General features: G+C 44.1%; 12 protein-coding genes and 1 pseudogene. 7 read left to right on the top strand and 6 right to left on the bottom strand.

The window, feature by feature from the left end; translation table 11 throughout:
- The 3 genes and pseudogenes from ACED48_RS10560 to ACED48_RS10570 form a co-directional block, all read right to left on the bottom strand.
- Nucleotides 1–169: pseudogene (locus ACED48_RS10560) on the bottom strand (HAD-IB family hydrolase); the annotation flags it as partial.
- A 74-nt stretch (nt 170–243) separates the two neighbouring features.
- On the bottom strand, nt 244–1,662 hold the full coding sequence (locus tag ACED48_RS10565) for an FAD-dependent oxidoreductase (RefSeq protein ID WP_017058628.1): 1,419 nt from the start codon (nt 1,660–1,662) through the stop codon (nt 244–246).
- A 120-nt stretch (nt 1,663–1,782) separates the two neighbouring features.
- Nucleotides 1,783–2,793: a putative 2-aminoethylphosphonate ABC transporter substrate-binding protein gene (locus ACED48_RS10570; RefSeq protein ID WP_017104203.1), complete on the bottom strand. Its 1,011-nt coding sequence runs from the start codon at nt 2,791–2,793 to the stop codon at nt 1,783–1,785.
- Between the two features lie 397 nt (nt 2,794–3,190).
- Here ACED48_RS10570 and phnW point away from each other — a divergent pair, with 397 nt between their 5' ends.
- The 4 genes from phnW to ACED48_RS10590 all read left to right on the top strand — a co-directional run bounded on the left by phnW (nt 3,191) and on the right by ACED48_RS10590 (nt 8,101).
- The gene (phnW, locus tag ACED48_RS10575) at nt 3,191–4,294 is read left to right on the top strand and encodes a 2-aminoethylphosphonate--pyruvate transaminase (RefSeq protein WP_017058629.1); all 1,104 of its coding nucleotides are present in this window, start codon (nt 3,191–3,193) and stop codon (nt 4,292–4,294) included.
- Complete coding sequence (locus ACED48_RS10580; RefSeq protein ID WP_017058630.1) at nt 4,294–5,733, top strand: aspartate aminotransferase family protein; 1,440 nt, start codon at nt 4,294–4,296, stop codon at nt 5,731–5,733. The genes phnW and ACED48_RS10580 overlap by 1 nt, the downstream gene beginning before the upstream one ends.
- An 84-nt stretch (nt 5,734–5,817) precedes the next feature.
- A complete protein-coding gene (gene phnX, locus ACED48_RS10585) occupies nt 5,818–6,660 on the top strand; it encodes a phosphonoacetaldehyde hydrolase (RefSeq protein WP_017058631.1) in 843 nt (280 codons plus the stop codon).
- Nucleotides 6,661–7,033: 373 nt separating this feature from the next.
- Nucleotides 7,034–8,101, top strand: a complete 1,068-nt coding sequence (locus ACED48_RS10590; RefSeq protein ID WP_102506234.1) for an OmpA family protein — start codon at nt 7,034–7,036, stop codon at nt 8,099–8,101.
- Between the two features lie 125 nt (nt 8,102–8,226).
- Here the strand turns inward: ACED48_RS10590 and ACED48_RS10595 are convergent, their stop codons facing one another.
- Entirely contained in the window at nt 8,227–8,625 is a 399-nt protein-coding gene (locus tag ACED48_RS10595; protein ID WP_017058634.1) for an OsmC family protein, read from the bottom strand.
- Between the two features lie 198 nt (nt 8,626–8,823).
- On the opposite strand from ACED48_RS10595, the gene msrB reads away from it, so the two are divergent.
- Entirely contained in the window at nt 8,824–9,966 is a 1,143-nt protein-coding gene (msrB, locus tag ACED48_RS10600; RefSeq protein ID WP_017058635.1) for a peptide-methionine (R)-S-oxide reductase MsrB, read from the top strand.
- A gap of 97 nt (nt 9,967–10,063) precedes the next feature.
- On the opposite strand, the gene ACED48_RS10605 is transcribed toward msrB, so the two are convergent.
- Nucleotides 10,064–11,431 carry a TrkH family potassium uptake protein gene (locus ACED48_RS10605; RefSeq protein ID WP_017058636.1) on the bottom strand — a complete coding sequence of 456 codons (1,368 nt, stop codon included), beginning with the start codon at nt 11,429–11,431 and terminating at the stop codon, nt 10,064–10,066.
- 19 nt (nt 11,432–11,450) lie between these two features.
- Nucleotides 11,451–12,107 carry a TrkA family potassium uptake protein gene (locus ACED48_RS10610; protein ID WP_017058637.1) on the bottom strand — a complete coding sequence of 219 codons (657 nt, stop codon included), beginning with the start codon at nt 12,105–12,107 and terminating at the stop codon, nt 11,451–11,453.
- A gap of 186 nt (nt 12,108–12,293) precedes the next feature.
- Between ACED48_RS10610 and ACED48_RS10615 the strand changes: the two genes are divergently transcribed.
- Complete coding sequence (locus tag ACED48_RS10615; protein WP_017058638.1) at nt 12,294–13,406, top strand: mechanosensitive ion channel family protein; 1,113 nt, start codon at nt 12,294–12,296, stop codon at nt 13,404–13,406.
- 58 nt (nt 13,407–13,464) lie between these two features.
- Nucleotides 13,465–14,893, top strand: a 1,429-nt coding sequence (locus tag ACED48_RS10620; protein ID WP_371726449.1) for a mannose-1-phosphate guanylyltransferase/mannose-6-phosphate isomerase, incomplete at its 3' end; no start/stop codon positions are given.

Below are 14,893 nucleotides of genomic sequence, written 5' to 3' on the forward strand. Positions count from 1 at the left end.
CTTCATTAAGAATACCTTGAACATACAGTGTCATTAGTCGGCGTTCTTCGTTCAAAAAACTAGGTTCATTCGCTAAGCCTTTTTCAACCAAAAACTCATTCCAAATCATGGCACTGTTTCCGTCCATGAGTGTTTCATCTAGATCAAATACATACAGCGGGGTCGTCATATCAATTCTCACTTCAAATCAAATTTAACTTCCAACTTATACTTAACAGGCAAGAAACAACCTAAACCACAGGTTTATTCCACCTTGTCGGCTTTGCCTGCCGCACCAGCGAGCTTTGCCAATTGCTTATCCAGCCACAATGGCGTGTTACCAGAATCTTCCGCGTTCTCTTTTCTTCGTACCGCATCGCGAACCATCATCGCTCCCACCCAACGGAATGGCTCTGGCGGGAAGTGTCCTAACGGGCCTTTAGTTAAACCGCTTCGTGTCCAAGCATTGTCGATATCGAGTACCATTGCTGACAAAATCTTCCCGCCCATACGGGTTTGAGCAACGCCATTGCCTGAATAACCAAGCCCATAATAGATGTTGTTTTGGCCTTTTAGGTTACCGAAAAATGGCAATCCTGTGACCGAACGATCTGAGCCGCCAGACCAGTTGTAATCGAATTCACTTTGTTCCAATTTAGGGAACAGTTTTTGGAACGATTGATTGAGAATCGGCAGGTAGTTGGTCGTTTGGTTAAACATGCTTTCAACTTGATTGGCAAACGAGAACTTATTACCGCCTTTACCCAACATGAGTCGTCCGTCCTGGGTGTCTCGGTAATAGTGGACAAAGATACGTGAATCCACCACCGCCGCCCCTTTCTCGGGACCAAACTGCTTAAGTTTTTCTGGGATTGGCTTAGTCACCACCATGTCTGACGAAACAACCACAATGCTGCGTTTGAACTCTTTGAAGTGATCGAGCATCCATGCGTTGAGTGCCAAAATCACTTTATCCGCAAATAAGGAACCGCCTTTGGTTTGAATACGAGCGGGAGAGCCATAATCGAGCGACGTCATCTCTGTGTTTTCATAAATTTCGACTCCCAAATCGAGCGCGACCCGGCGCAAACCTCTAGCCAATAACGCTGGCTGCACACTGCCCGCAGCTTCTGAGTAGTAACCCTCAATGTGGCGATCAGACCCAGCTTTGTCAGCCAAAGAATTGTCGCACTTCTTCCAGCTATTGATACCCTGCTTAACCAGCTCATTAACAACAGGCTCCATTCCACCCTTTTGAGCTTCATTGGTCGCCGTGTAGTAAGTTCCGCTTCGATATAGATGCGCGTCAATCTTGTGTTCGTTACAGAAGGCTTCGATCTCGTATATAACCTTTTCCGATTCCTTAACCAACCATTTCGCTTGTTCTTTTCCGTAAAGCTTTTTCAGCGTCGGATACTTAGTTGACCACGTCAGCATGCAACCGCCGTTCGCACCAGAAGCACCGCTACCACATAGGCCTTTTTCAATCACGACAACATGTTTTTCGGGTTGCTGTTGTTTGATTAAAATCGCCGTCCATAAACCCGTATAGCCACCGCCAACAATAGCGATATCACAGTTGACATCTTTTTGAAGCGGCTTAACCGAATCTAGCCCCGCATTAATATTGCCAAACTCTTGTTCCAACGCTTGCTTGAACCAATATGAGTAGTGCTTTGTCATTTGTTGTACCTTACTTAAAACCTAAAGGCGTAAAACTAAAAAAGGAAGACCGAAGCCTTCCTTTACTGATTTCTAACTTCTAATGAACTAAATAGTTAATTAACTGAATAGGTCGTCAGATTAAGATTTTGGCTCTGATTTAGCGTCAAACTTCTCAGACCATGTTTTCAGAACATCTGCACGTTCACTGCCCATACGAGCGAAGTCCATTTTTGCCATGTTCTTCTCTACGTTCGGGAAGTTCTCTGCTTTACCTGTTACATCTTGGTGGCCAACAACTGGGTACATTTCGATGTAAAGTTCATTCGCTGCTTTAGAGATAGACCAATCGATAACACGTTGTGCTGCATCTGAAGGCTTAACAAGACCTACCGCTTCAGATTCCCAACCGATACCTTCAGGCGTAATCACAGAAAGCGGCGCACCTTGAGTTTTCAGCTTCGCACCGCGGCTCGCCATAGAAATACCGATAGCCACTTCACCCATACCCGCTTGAACACATGGCTTAGAACCAGAGTGCGTGTAGTGAGCAATGTTTTGATCTAGCTTCTGCATGTAGTTCCAACCTTGGTCTTCACCCATGTTTTGTAACCAAGCCGAAACCTGCATGTAGCCCGTACCAGAAGACGCTGGGTTTGGCATTGCAATGTGGCCTTTGTAGATAGGCTTTGTTAGGTCATCCCAAGACTTAGGTGCCGGTAGATTCAATTGCTTAGCCACCACTTCGTTAAAGCAAACTGCATTGAAGAATGCGTCATTGCCATACCAAGCTTGAGTAGACTGTGGGTCGTTAAGGTTAGCGCGTAATGCTTCTACACCTTGAGGCGTATAAGGTTTCAGGATGCCCTCTTCTTTAAGCAGTGCCATTGAAGAACCAGCAAGCCCCCAAACTACCTCTGCGCGAGGGTTGTTTTTCTCGGCCAATAATTTTGCCGTCATGATCCCAGTAGAATCACGTACCCACTTGATGTTGATATCTGGGTTTTCACTTTCGAAAGCATTTTTGTATTTAGCTAAAATGTCAGTTTCAAAAGCAGTGTAAACCGTCACTTCCTGTGCTGCATAAGCGTTACCAGCGAGTAGAGTTACTAAAGCTGCAAGTGATCCTTTCATAAAACGGTTTTTCATCATTTTCTCCAGTCAGGCTCAACTCTAAAGTGAGAAGTTGCCAAAATTAAAAGTTATCGAGATTTAAAGCTGCCTAGGTTTAGCAACCAAGGTTTAACGTTTCTTAAGTTAGAAGCCTCACTAAGAAGCACCTATACCCATAAATTCATTTAGGTTGTTAGTACACGCCTTTTTACTGGTATGTACCAGATGGTGAGTATTAACCTAATCGACTTTTATGACGGTTAAATGAACAAAAAATGGCAATTTAAAGATCGGAATATTTCTCAACACGAGTGACAAATTTGAATATGAAGCTTTTGTGAAAATAACGTTTGGGCTATTTACGACCGTTTAAATTGGTTGTTAAAGTAATTGTAAATATTGGTATAGTCCAAAATGAAAATCACGAGAATTGAACATGAGAAACGAATACTTACTACTGACACCGGGTCCTCTATCTACTTCTGAAACCGTTCGCCAAGCGATGCTAAAAGATTGGTGTACTTGGGATGATGAATACAACAAAGACATTGTTGAAGTGATTCGTAGCAAGCTTGTGACTTTGGCAACTAAGCAGGCGGGATATACAAGTGTATTAATGCAAGGCAGCGGCACAGCTTCAGTTGAAGCAACAATCGGTAGCGTTATCTCTAACAGCGGTAAGCTTCTTGTGGTCGATAACGGAGCATATGGTGCTCGTATTGCTCAAATCGCAGAATATTTAAACATTCCATGCCATGTCGTTTCCCCAGGTGAAACATCACAGCCTGACTTGAACGAAATGGAAACGGCATTGGCCATGGATTCAGACATTACTCACGTGGCGATTGTGCACTGTGAGACCACTACGGGTATGTTGAATCCAATCGAAGACATCGCCAAATTGGCAAAACAGCACAACAAAACCGTCATTCTAGATGCGATGTCGAGTTTTGGTGGCATCCCTATGGATATAGCTGACTTAGGTATCGATTACATGATCAGCTCGGCAAACAAGTGTATTCAAGGTGTACCTGGATTCGGCTTTGTTATTGCGAAGCAATCGGAACTGGAAAAATGCAAAGGCCAAGCTCGTTCATTAAGCCTTGACCTGTTTGACCAATGGCACTGCATGGAAAGCAACCATGGTAAATGGCGCTTCACCTCTCCGACTCATACAGTGCGTGCTTTCTACCAAGCTCTACTTGAATTGGAGCAAGAAGGTGGCATCGAAGCTCGTCATAATCGCTACCAAACCAACCAAACTACCTTGGTTGCAGGTATGCGCTCTCTTGGCTTTGAACCACTGCTTAATGATGATCTTCATTCACCTATCATTACCTCTTTCTATTCTCCAACTCATAGCGATTACCAATTCAAGGAATTCTATGACCGTTTGAAAGAACAAGGTTTTGTGATTTACCCGGGCAAGGTTTCAAACGCAGACTGCTTCCGCATCGGTAACATCGGTGAAGTTTACCCGTCAGACATTGAAGCCCTCATTGGCGCAGTGAAAAACGCTATGTACTGGGACATCAAATAATGACGACGCCCAATCAAGAGCCTGTTCTGAAGGCGACGCACTTTCGAAGCGAAGGCGATGTGAACACCACGCCAGCGCGTGAGAAATGGAACGAATCGTTAAACGATGATGCGACACAAGTGATGTTGAAACGTGACTCTGACGTATTTCTTCATCAAGCGATGTCAACGCCTTGCCTAGACACACTTGAAGCTGCAGAAGGCATCTACATTCAAGATGTGACGGGCAAAAAGTACATGGACTTTCACGGGAATAATGTTCATCAGTTGGGTTATGGCCACCCACACATCATTAATAAAGTGACTCAACAAATGGCGTCATTGCCGTTTTCACCGCGTCGCTTTACCAATGAAACAGCCGTTCAGTGCGCTGAAAAGCTTACGCAGATCTGTGGTGGTGATTTGAATCGAGTGCTGTTTGCTCCTGGTGGAACTTCAGTTATTGGTATGGCACTCAAGCTGGCTCGACATGTCACCAACAACTTCAAGGTCGTTTCATTGTGGGATTCATTCCACGGTGCGTCACTCGATGCAATTTCAGTGGGTGGCGAAGCTTGTTTCCGCGAAGGCATGGGGCCATTAATGGCTGGCGTAGAACGCATTCCACCAGCAGTTTCCTATCGTGGTGCTTTTCCGCTTAATGTCTCTTTATCGCGTTGCGGGCAAAACTCAGGCGGTGAAAGTGAGGCTGCATGCGATGTGCACTACGCCGATTACCTTGAGTATGTGATTGAAAAAGAAGGTGGCATTGGTGCCTTCATTGCAGAAGCGGTTCGTAACACAGACGTGCAAGTGCCAAGCAAAGCTTATTGGAAGCGCATCCGTGAGATCTGTGACAAACACAACGTCATGCTGATTATTGATGATATCCCAAATGGCATGGGTCGTAGCGGCAATTGGTTCACTCACCAAGCGTTTGATATCGAGCCTGACATTCTTTGTATCGGTAAAGGTTTTGGCGGCGGCTTAGTACCAATCGCAGCCATGATCACTAAAGACAAATACAACACGGCAGCGCAAGTATCTCTTGGTCACTACACCCATGAGAAAAGCCCTATTGGCTGCGCGGCAGCACTCGCAACCATGGAAGTAATTGAACAAGAAAACCTACTTGAAAAAGTACAAGCGGACAGTGCATTCGTGCGTGAACAGCTGCATCAAATGAAAGAGAAGTACCCAGTCATTGGTGACGTTCGCGGCATCGGCCTGCTCTGGGGGGTGGAGTTGGTCACTGACCACATCACCAAAACCCGAGCTTTCGATGAAGCAGAAGCCGTGCTTTACCAATGTCTAAACGATGGCCTGAGCTTTAAGGTGTCACAAGGTAATGTGATTCAGTTGAGCCCACCATTGATCATCAGTCGCAGCGAACTAGAAGTCGCTCTGTCTGTATTCGACAAAGCGATAGCAAAAGTCTGCAAAGACTTTGATTACCTCTAAACCATCATCTAACCAATAACTTAAAACAATCATTCATCTCCCAGAACAACTTGAGCAGGGAGAGAACAGAAATAGGACACGACTATGAACACAACATCACCTATCCAAGCGGTTATCTTTGACTGGGCTGGCACTATCGTTGATTTTGGATCATTTGCTCCAACCAGCATCTTTGTTGAAGCATTCAAACAGGGCTTCGACTTTGACATCGACTTAGCAGAAGCACGAGAGCCTATGGGTATCGGTAAATGGGATCACATCCAAGCGGTGGGTCAAATCCCTGCGGTTGATGCTCGTTGGAATGCTCAGTTTGGGCGCTCGATGACCAGTGAAGATGTTGATGCGATCTACGCGGCATTCATGCCTCTTCAAAAAGCGAAAGTAGCCGACCACGCAGCACCGATTTTAAACGCGATTGAAGTGGTCAATAACCTTAAAGAGAAGAACGTAAAAATCGGTTCTTGTTCAGGTTACCCACGCGAAGTAATGGATGTGCTGATCCCTGCCGCCGCAGATTATGGCTACCGACCAGACAACGTAGTTGCAACGGATGACTTGCCTCAAGGCGGTCGCCCAGCTCCTTTCATGGCGCTTAAAAACGTCATTGATCTAGGTGTGACGAACGTTGCTGCGTGTGTAAAAGTAGACGACTCAGCACCGGGGATCGATGAAGGTCACAACGCAGGCATGTGGACAGTTGGACTTGTATTATCGGGGAACGAAGCAGGATTAACGTACCAAGAATACTTAGATGCAGACGAAGCAACACTGGCAGCAGCACGTGAAAAAGCAAGCGTGAAGTTAAACAAGTCCAACCCACACTACTTAATCGACACCATCGCCGATCTACCAACCGTAATTGCAGATATCGAGAAGCGTTTACTGGCAGGAGAACATCCACAGAATAAAAAACTAACCACAATCTAAAATCCAAAAATATACATATTTAATTTAAATCCCCGTACACCAAAATGTTGTATGGGGATTTTCAGTTTTATAAATATGATATGGGTCAAGTTTCTTAATTTTACTGTCTACATTATTTGTAAATGATTACATATAAGCTATAGGTTAAATATAAACATTCAGATATTTAATAATAAACTTATTAAATATGAAATAATTAGCAATTTCATTGACTCCAATACTCAATCAGATTAACAATATAACTACGGAAAAAAAAGAGGTTCAGCTGAACCAACGCCTTGATTTACTTATTATAAGCAGTGTCATCAACTAATAGGTAATCGTCTTACTGGCAGGTTCAGATAACAATAAGAGTTAATCCAAGGAAATAACTATGAAAAGACTGTCAAAAATCATGTGCGCTGTTGTTGCCGCTTCAGGCTTAGCAGCAGCACCGTCAATCTCAGCAACAACTTATGTTGGTGCTAAAGTAGGTATGGGTTGGTTAGACAGTGCTTGTGTTGACAGCACTAACTGTGAAGATGATTCAGTTGCGGGTGGTATTTACGGTGGCTACAACTTTACTGATACGCTCGCGCTTGAGTTGAATGCCGATTACTTAGGTGATTACGACACGAGCTTCAACAATAATGGAGCCACTCAAAGATACAGCGACTCTATCGTAGCAATATCTTTGAGCCCAATGTATCGATTAGCGATTAAACAAGAATTTGATATTTTCTTCAAAGCTGGTCCTGCATATATCATGCATGACGACGAAGACGACGTTGTATTAGCCCTAGGTATCGGTGCTGAGAAACAGCTATCAGACGATTGGGCACTTCGAGTTGAATATCAATACTTCGATGATTTTGACGATAAGATCATCCAAGATCTTAACTCCAACCTTGTTACTGTAGGTCTTAGCTACAACTTCGGTACAGGCAATACTACCGCATCGGCAGCTGCTGCCGCAGCCACAGCTTCAATGACACAAGCGCCATCTGAACCAATCACAGAACCAGTCGTTGTGGAAGAAGAAAAGACAACAGTTGTTGTGACGAAAGCACACACTGAAAGCTTCTCTCAAGGCATGTTTGAGACGAACAGTACCGAGCTGTCTACAGACGGAAAAATCGCACTAGTGCCATTAATTGAAGTACTGAAGGCTCACCCTCAATCAACAGTTGAAGTTGTTGGTCACACTGACTCAACAGGTGCAGCTGAATACAACATGATGATCTCTAAGAAACGTGCCGCTGCAGTAGCTGCGCACATCGAAGAGCAAGGTATTGATGCTGACCGCATCACAGCTACAGGTGAAGGTGAAGAGAACCCAGTAGCATCAAATGATACTGCTGAAGGTCGCGCTCAAAACCGTCGTGTTGACGCTACGATCCCTGGTTTCGAATACCAAGAAGAAGTACAAGTAGAAGAAGTGATAGTAGAAACCGCTGAATAATCGCACTCTACCTTAATCAAAATAACAAGGGCAGTACACTCAACGTGCACCGCCCTTTTCTTTGCCTATCTTTACTGTAATCAGTTAGAATAAGCAGCCGAATTCTACGCTCTATAATCAGAAGGCTAGACAATATCCCAGCTGTGAGTCATCTCTACGCTAGCACCTAGCATTAGACATACTGAACAGTATTTTTCTAATGAATCCGCGCAGGCTTTAGCAACTAACTCGGGATCAAGGTTGTCACCAGACACTTCAAAGTGAATATTAATCACAGTAAAGAGCTTTGGCGCAGTTTCACGACGTGTCGTTTCTAGCTTTGCATTACAGCCTGTGATGTTCTGGCCCGCAGATTTCAAACCATCAACCACATCAACTGAGCTACAACCACCAGCGGCCATTAATACCATTTCCATAGGGCTTGGCGCCGTAGCACCGCCACTTCCATCCATCACCACAGAGTGTCCTGATTGAGATTTACCCAGGAATTTAAAGTCTTCGACCCATTTAACTTCTGCTTGCATGTTGTTCCTTAGATGTACAAAACGTCATCATTATCTAGTGTTTTATATCAATGCCTACACCCTACTACTGGCGGCATTCATGAGCAAGATTTTCTGAGTGGCATATTTTTTTCGTGAATAATGCAATTTTTTCCATCTAAAACCTGTCTCTATTCGTACATTCAAAATCGAATGAGAAAACGTCAAGATGAGGTATCTATGAATAAATTATCTAAAATATTGGTATCACTCGTGGTTGCGTTACCACTGATTTCGCTGTTTGTAAGCCAGGCTGGCACTGCCAATACAATGGATAAAACGGCTAACTCAGGTAAAAGTGAAATCGCGACACTAGCTGGTGGGTGTTTTTGGTGTACAGAATCCGATCTAGAGAAACTGACCGGTGTTACTGACGTCATATCAGGATATTCTGGTGGTGAATTAGAAAACCCTACCTACAAACAAGTTTCATCAGGTAAGTCAGGGCACATCGAAGTGATCAATGTGGCTTATAACCCTGATGTTGTTAGCTATGAACAGGTTCTTGACCAATTCTTCAGACACATCGACCCAACCGATGACAAAGGCTCTTTCGTAGACCGAGGCCCACAATATCGACCTGCTATTTTCTATCATAACCAAGCACAAAAAGACGTTGCTCAGAACTTCATGATGGAGATCGACAAAGCTCAGATCTTTGGTGAACCTCTAAAGACAGAACTAATTGAATTTGAAAAATTCTGGCCAGCGGAAGACTATCACCAAGACTATTACAAAAAGAGTAAAGTTCGCTACAACTACTACCGCTATGCTTCTGGCCGCGATCAGTACCTAGATAAGGTCTTCGGTGACGATAGAAAAGAGAACCCGAAAACTATCCGTCAGATCATCGACAATAAAAATGCGGCAGCCAATGCTAAAACCTACGTTAAGCCATCTGATGCTGAGATTAAGGCGAAGCTAACCTCACTTCAGTACGATGTAACACAAGACGATGCAACAGAGCGCCCGTTTGACAACAAATACTGGGATAACAAGCAAGAAGGTATTTACGTTGATATCGTAACTGGGGAGCCACTGTTCTCTTCAAAAGACAAATACAAATCAGGTACAGGTTGGCCTAGCTTTACACAGCCAATCAGCGAGGCTTATGTCGTCACAACTACTGACTACAAACTGCTTTACCCAAGAACAGAGGTTCGCAGCAAGTTTGGCGATTCGCACCTTGGACACGTGTTCAAGGATGGCCCGAAACCAACAGGCCTGCGTTACTGCATGAACTCAGCCGCAATGCGCTTTATCCCTGCGGATAAACTAGCAGAAGAAGGCTATGAGGAATACGTTGAGATGTTTGAGGGCTAAGCATTCAGCAATTAACGATAAGCCTATAACAACAAAGCCAGTATATCGCTGGCTTTGTTGTATTTTCAGAACTTTATTTATTTGTCTGTTCATCATATTAACCCGTTAACACCGTGTCTTCTGGGTATTTCAACAAAGAAGGTTCTGGGCGAGCTAGCATATAAGCCAAGGTCAAGGGACCGATACGTCCAATCACCATCACCACAATCATGATGTATTTACCTGGCTCAGTCAGATTTGCGGTTAACCCAGCAGTCAACCCGACCGTCGCAAAGGCCGAAATCACCTCAAACATCACTCGGTCAAACGCGGCCTGCTCTGTAAGCATTAACAAAAACATCGCGGTAGTTAATAGTGCCCCACTGACCACTATGATGGCCAATGACTTTGTTACCGCTTGCCAAGTAACGGTGCGCTTAAACATCACTACATGCTTTTTCTGACGCAGGAAGGTCCAAGTCGCGACAAATGCAACCGCAAAGGTCGATACTTTAATCCCACCACCAGTGGAAGTTGAACCAGCACCAATCAACATCAATACTATCATCACCAACAATGCAGGTTGCGTATATTGAGACAAATCCACACTGTTAAAACCAGCAGTACGAGCACTCGCTGACTGAAAAAACGCCGCCAGCCACTGTCCTTGAGTCGATAGCCCTTCCATAGTTGCGGAATTATTTCTTTCCAGCAGCCAGAACAATACCGTCCCCACCAGTAATAGAGTCGGAGTGGCGGTTAGCATAATCTTGGTGTGTAAATGAAGATGTCGAAAACCTTTACGCCAGTTACTCGATAGGTCGCCGACGACTGTGAAGCCTAGCCCGCCGAATATAAACAAACCAGCTAAGGTAAAGATCACCAGTGGATCATCAGCAAAACTCATCATGCTATCTGAAAATAGAGCAAAACCTGCGTTATTAAATGCTGATATCGCATGGAAAAGTGCGTAAAAACTTCCCGTTGTCCAGCCCATTTCAGGCACCCAACGGAAACAAAGTAATACAAAGCCGATACACTCCGCCACCAATGCAAAAATAATGATCTTCCTTACTAATTTACGAAGGTTAATCTTACGATCTTGCCCAAGTGCTTCTTTCGCCAACGCTTGTTGCTTCAAACTTAGCCTAACACCAAACATATAGAGCAATACTGCTGACAGCGTCATCTGACCTAATCCTCCGACTTGCATCAAAAACATCAGCAAAATTTTACCAGCCAAAGTGAAATGTTGCCCCGTATCGACAACCCCTAAACCCGTCACACTGATTGCTGAAGTTGCAGTAAACAGCGCATCGGTAAAGCTAAGTCCAGAGACAGAGAAAACAGGAAGCGTAAGCAATAATGCGGCAGGGATAAGGACACCTAAAAAACTCGTAAGGATGATTTTAGGTTCAGACCCTTTCCGTGGTTTTTCATCTCTCTTAAGCGTGTAGAAAATACCTTTACGTTGAAACGAATTCATACTCTTACCTTATTACCAATCACCAATTACGTAATTTTTTAGACAAGGTCTCTTTCGGCCCAACAAGAATCACCACATCCCCCGTTTCTAAGCTGATATCAAGCCCTGGTGCTTTGGTTAAATGCGGTCCTCGCTTAAAACCAAGGACATCAACACCGCTCTCTTTACACAGCTTAAGGTCACCAAGTTTCTTACCCAACAAATTATGCCCGATAACGACTTCCGTCATCGCCAAGCCACTCCCAAGGTCAATAAACTCTAGAACGCGTCTATCTAACATTTTCCGCGCCACACGAATGCCCATATCTCGTTCTGGCATAATGATATAGTCAGCACCAATCTTAGAAAGAATCTTGCCGTGAAACTTATCATTAGCCTTTACCCAAACCGCCTTTGATCCTGATTCTTTCACCACCAAAGTGGTTAGAATACTAGAGTTGACATCAGAGCCAATCGACACCATTACCATATCGTAATCGTCGAGTCTTAACTCTTTTACTGTCTCTTCATTCGTACAATTGGCAACAATCGCTTGTGAAACAAAAGCCGCGGCTTCTTTAACTCGATCTTCATCAATGTCGACGGCGAGTACTTGTGCTCCTGAACTTTGCAGCTCTCTACAAACAGATAACCCAAAACGCCCCAAGCCGATAACTGCATATTGTTTGTCGCTCATTTGAAGTCCCATTTAAGAAATTGAATTACATCGGATAGCCAAACCTACATTAGTTTCTATCTCAAAAAAAGTCGAGTATGCAATAATAAGCTTATTCCATTATCATAATCGTTTGATTTATAAAGGTAGAGAACAACAGCAATTTCTGCTAATTTCCAACTCATAATTTCTGCGGCAGTACACACAATGAATGAATTCATAACCCAAGTTCAAACCTACATCAACCAGAGCCACAGTAACTGGTGGAGTAGCGTCTTATTTATCACCATCGCGAGTTTCTTAGCTTGGGTAGTTTGGCGAATTATCCATAGTCGTTTAGAAGTACTGGCTCAAAAAACGACTTTTCATTGGGACGACCTCCTGCTAGAAGCACTAAGAACCCCTGTCAGCACGTTACTTTGGTGTTGGCCTGCGACTGTATCGGTTGGATTGATTTTTCAAGACCAGTTTGGCAATGAAATCAACTGGTTAAAGACTCTCAAACACATACTGGTTATATGTACCTTTGTTTGGTTTACATTAAGAATGATCAGTAATGCAGAAGCATACGTCTTGGAACAGAAAACCAGAGACGAAACCACTGTACAAGCTATCGCCAAAGTCGCCCGACTATTCTTTATGACAATAGGTGGCCTCACTATCATGCAGGCATTTGGGCTCAGTTTATCTGGATTACTCACTTTTGGTGGTGTTGGTGGTTTAATCGTTGGTTTAGCAGCTAAAGATCTGTTGTCTAACTTCTTTGGCGGCATGATGATTTACTTCGATCGTCCTTTTAAAGTCGGTGACTGGATACGCTCTCCCGATCGTCAAATTGAAGGTACAGTAGAGCGCATTGGGTGGCGCATGACGATCATTCGCACTTTTGATAAACGCCCTTTGTACGTTCCAAATTCAGTGTTCAGTAGTATTGTGGTGGAAAACCCATCTAGAATGCTGAACCGCAGAATCCATGAAACTTTTGGACTTCGTTATCAAGATGCCGAAAAACTCGCTCTAATTGTTAACGATGTAAAATCCATGCTTGAGGCCCACCCAGATATTGATGCCAAACAGACGTTGATCGTTAACTTTGATAAATTTGGTCCATCAACGCTGAACTTTTTTATCTACACCTTCACAAAAACGGTCAATTGGGCGAGATACCACAGGGTGAAGCAAGATGTTCTATTACAGGTATTGGCGATTATTCATAAACATGATGCGAATATCGCCTTCCCAACCCAAACACTGAAGATCGACTCTCAGAAGGTCAGCCTGTCTGAAGGTGTTATTAATTCACATCCTGAAGCTCATTGATAAGCGATAAGCGTGGTAATATGGTGAGAGTAGCCCTTATACACCTAATTACCACCTTATGATTTTACCTGTCATTTTAGCTGGCGGCTCTGGTAGCCGCCTTTGGCCATTATCTCGTGAGCTTTACCCCAAGCAATTTCTAAGTGTCGCTGGCAAACATTCAATGTTGCAGCAAACACTCAAACGTTTGCAGGGTTTAGAAAACTTTGTTGTTGGTGCCCATTGTGATGCTCCTTTCATTATTTGTAATGAAGAGCATCGTTTTATCGCAGCAGAACAAGTACGATCCGCTAATCTTCAACACAGTGGCATTCTGTTAGAGCCCATAGGTAGAAATACTGCGCCAGCTATCGCACTCGCCGCTCTACAAGCATTGAGCAAAAGCTCTGATTGTGCAGAAAAATATCGTGACCCGATCATACTAGTGCTTGCTGCCGACCACCACATAGCCAAAACTTCTCAATTTCAACAAGCCGTTAGCCGTGGTGTCGATTACGCGAAGCAAGGGAAGTTAGTGACATTTGGCATTACACCTAAAGCCCCAGAGACAGGCTATGGTTATGTTAAGCAGGGAAAGCCTCTTCTCCCTAGCACCCAAACGAGTACCATCGCAGAAAAACAGCGAGTCGCTCATGCTTACGCAATTGAGAGCTTCGTTGAGAAGCCTGATAAAAAAACGGCTGAAGACTATATTCGTTCAGGGCAATACTTGTGGAACAGCGGCATGTTCATGTTCACTGCGTCCCGCTATCTTGAAGAACTAGCCGAACATAGCCCAGAGATCTTAACCGCCTGCAAACTCGCACTTGAAAAACAAAATACTGACCTCGACTTTATCCGCATTGACACTGAAGCATTCAAAAACAGCCCGAGCGACTCCATCGACTATGCGGTGATGGAAAAAACTTCACACGCAGCGGTGATCCCTATGGATGTTGGTTGGAATGACATTGGTTCATGGTCTGCGATCTGGGATGTCAGTGATAAGGATGAGCACAACAACGTGATTGAAGGCGATGTGTTGACTGTAGACTCACAACACAACTACATTCATGCTGAAAATAAGCTGGTTGCGACTGTGGGGGTCGAAAACCTGATTATTGTCGAAACCAAGGACGCTATATTGGTTGCGAATAAAGACAAAGTTCAGGGCGTGAAATCGATTGTTGAACAGCTTAATCAAGCAGGTCGAACCGAACATATACATCACCGAGAAGTCTTTAGGCCTTGGGGTAAATACGACGTCGTAGATCTAGGAAAGCGTGACAAAGTGAAGCGAATTACAGTAAATGCAGGGCAGAAATTGTCTTTGCAAATGCACCATCACAGAGCCGAACACTGGGTGGTCGTAGCTGGTATCGCGAAGGTGACCAATGATGAGAAAACTTACCTAGTCGAAGAAGACCAATCCACCTACATTCCATTAGGGCATGTTCATAGCTTAGAAAACCCAGGAGAGCTGCCACTCGAAATGATCGAAGTACAAA

This window comes from Vibrio sp. 5S239 (assembly GCF_041439575.1).
Taxonomy (GTDB): Bacteria; Pseudomonadota; Gammaproteobacteria; order Enterobacterales; family Vibrionaceae; genus Vibrio; species Vibrio kanaloae.

Excerpts from the sequence above, each read along its gene's own strand:
- ACED48_RS10565 (WP_017058628.1), bottom strand. The coding sequence starts at position 1,662 with ATGACAAAGCACTACTCATATTGGTTCAAGCAAGCGTTGGAACAAGAG.
- ACED48_RS10570 (WP_017104203.1), bottom strand. The coding sequence starts at position 2,793 with ATGATGAAAAACCGTTTTATGAAAGGATCACTTGCAGCTTTAGTAACT.
- phnW (WP_017058629.1), top strand. The coding sequence starts at position 3,191 with ATGAGAAACGAATACTTACTACTGACACCGGGTCCTCTATCTACTTCT.
- ACED48_RS10580 (WP_017058630.1), top strand. The coding sequence starts at position 4,294 with ATGACGACGCCCAATCAAGAGCCTGTTCTGAAGGCGACGCACTTTCGA.
- phnX (WP_017058631.1), top strand. The coding sequence starts at position 5,818 with ATGAACACAACATCACCTATCCAAGCGGTTATCTTTGACTGGGCTGGC.
- ACED48_RS10590 (WP_102506234.1), top strand. The coding sequence starts at position 7,034 with ATGAAAAGACTGTCAAAAATCATGTGCGCTGTTGTTGCCGCTTCAGGC.
- ACED48_RS10595 (WP_017058634.1), bottom strand. The coding sequence starts at position 8,625 with ATGCAAGCAGAAGTTAAATGGGTCGAAGACTTTAAATTCCTGGGTAAA.
- msrB (WP_017058635.1), top strand. The coding sequence starts at position 8,824 with ATGAATAAATTATCTAAAATATTGGTATCACTCGTGGTTGCGTTACCA.
- ACED48_RS10605 (WP_017058636.1), bottom strand. The coding sequence starts at position 11,431 with ATGAATTCGTTTCAACGTAAAGGTATTTTCTACACGCTTAAGAGAGAT.
- ACED48_RS10610 (WP_017058637.1), bottom strand. The coding sequence starts at position 12,107 with ATGAGCGACAAACAATATGCAGTTATCGGCTTGGGGCGTTTTGGGTTA.
- ACED48_RS10615 (WP_017058638.1), top strand. The coding sequence starts at position 12,294 with ATGAATGAATTCATAACCCAAGTTCAAACCTACATCAACCAGAGCCAC.